The sequence below is a fragment of the Candidatus Thermoplasmatota archaeon genome (genome assembly GCA_018814355.1).
Classification (GTDB): Archaea; Thermoplasmatota; Thermoplasmata; order UBA10834; family UBA10834; genus COMBO-56-21.
Genome location: JAHIZT010000085.1, coordinates 1 through 2,212, shown reverse-complemented (window position 1 = coordinate 2,212; position 2,212 = coordinate 1). Strand labels below are relative to the sequence as shown.

The following is a 2,212-nucleotide window of genomic DNA, read 5'->3' as shown; positions in this document are numbered from 1 at the left end:
TATGGCAGCTCGCCGACATAGAATGCCTGGAGCGTGTGTACTCCGTAACCCAGGTCGGACGCTTCCCAGAATGTCTTGTACCCTCCGAGCGTATCGGTTCGGAAAGACAGGTTCTGGCCTTCGAGCAAGAAATAGCATGGCGCTTCGGCGAGCGGTAGTCCTCGGAAGTCCTCCACATGCACGTCAGCATGTAGCTGGTCCTCCAGTGTCAACAGTTTGCTGTTGACATGCAACGATATCGTTGTCGGGACGAGCAGTATCCTGATCGTGACATTGTCCGAGTTCAAAATCCCAGCCGGTGTCGTCGACGTAGCCTGTAGGACATGGCTCCCCAGCCAACTAGCATTCAACGGAATCGGATAGGCAAAGGAGAATTTCCCGCCGGACGAAGTAATCGCCGAGGTGAGGTTCGCCCCGTCCATCTGAATCGTCACGAGATGCCCGACTTGGGGCACGCCATCGAAGTACAGGAGGCCTCCACCGGTGATCTGATCCCCGAGATAGTAGTCTCCGGCCGAGAGCCAGAGAAGGGAGAACGGCTGGCTCCACGGGACTCCCTGGGTGATGAGGTCCGTCTCCGCCTGGATTGCATGTAGGAGGTCTCTGAGCTGCTCGATGAGCGGGATCAGACGATTGTTCGTAAACGGCTGATTCCCTTCGACGACAAGGCCGATTATGCCGTCCGCAGAAACGAGCATGCTATCTATCGTACTATTCATCTGATCGATTAGCGTGTTGAACATCTTGATGGAGTCGAGCGCATTCTTCATCTGTTCTCCAGTGAGACTCGTGAGGCGGGAAGCCGAGACCACATCATCTCTCGCCCCGAGAAGCGACACCTCCTTGGATGAGAAGGAATCCATCTGAACCGAGAGACTGTTGAAAGGAGGTAGCAGCTTGCTCAGATTCTCGTAGCTGCTAGCTATGTTCCTGATCCTGTCCAGAATGAGTTGCGCTGGCGTCAGGAGCCCCCTAACCACGGTGAGATTCTCCTCGACTTGAGCCATGCTCTCGTTGTACATTCTTCCGAGCGCGTTCTCGGAATACGCGATTGATGTTCTGAGTAGCGCGATGACTACGTCGAGATTGGATTTGACAAGGTCGTAGTTCTCGTGCGGGATGTCTTCCGCTTTCGAGTTGAAAGAAGCAATCGGGGAGAGCAGGAGCATCGCTACTGCTGCTGATACAAAAAGCGAAACAACCCTGCTATGCGAAGGAGATCTGTTGGTCATTTCAATCAGAAAACAATGCATCGGTTATAAAAACCTCCTCTCCAAGCTGACGTTAGGTCTTTCATGCCCCTGGCAGATCTCAAATCGGGCATTCCTCTACCATTCCTTCAGCGTGAGGGTGAATACGACCGTATCTCTGCTGTTGTCCACGTCATCGATACATACGACCTTCCCTGTAGCCCGCGCAGCAGCAGTCAAGAGACACGCACAGCCGATGCATCCGATCTGCCGACAGGTGTCTGGCCTTTCCTTGCGGACTTTGCGACAGGCATCGATGAGGCCACTGTACTCGACTCGCAACACCGTTTTTCCTTCTCTCTCTTTGAAGTGGAAATCCTTAATCATCCCAAGACCGTGCTTGAGAATCTGAAGCGTTCCCTCAGCGGCTTCGAGACCAATGCCCAGGAGATTCGCATCCAACTCACGCTCAATCCTGTTCAATAGTTCGAAACCGAGAGGCTCCAGAAGCATGCCTGGCGTCGAGCCATCCTTCCCTGGCGACATCACCAAATCGTCAGAGAGTGCGAGGGGAGCAGCGGGATTCTCTATTGGGGCAGGAATGAAGATCCGTTCTCGCGTTAGTCCATGCTTTGCCGGTAGATAGCACGCATTGCCCTTGAGCTGGAGTCCCTGGACGGTCTCATTCGCCATCCTTGAGGTTGAAATCATCCCCGATTGGGAAAGAAGTGCAGGCATGGATGGCTCCGAGAGCATGGCAATTGCGAACATACCCATGAAGACAAATCCTATTCCGCCTACAAGATACATGTTTCTCTGGTTCTCGTAGACTGAAACCTGGTCTTGCAGATCCGGATCGTTTGTTGCTCCGATTTCGTCTATGTTCGATTGAGCATTATATGCTAGGATCAGCAAAAGAATTCCGACTGCGACAAGTGCCAGACCGACAATCTGCGGCGGCGCCATCTGAAATGCGGACAGGAACCTTGGTAGTTTCATGGGACCAGATCCTTCAGCCATTG

General features: G+C 53.2%; 2 protein-coding genes. Both read right to left on the bottom strand.

What is annotated here, in order from left to right; all coding sequences use genetic code 11:
* A partial coding sequence (locus KJ653_06460; GenBank protein MBU0685469.1) for a hypothetical protein occupies positions 1 to 1,232 on the bottom strand: 1,232 nt, incomplete at its 3' end.
* Between the two features lie 96 nt (positions 1,233 to 1,328).
* Positions 1,329 to 2,212, bottom strand: an 884-nt coding sequence (locus KJ653_06455) for a hypothetical protein (GenBank protein ID MBU0685468.1), incomplete at its 5' end; no start/stop codon positions are given.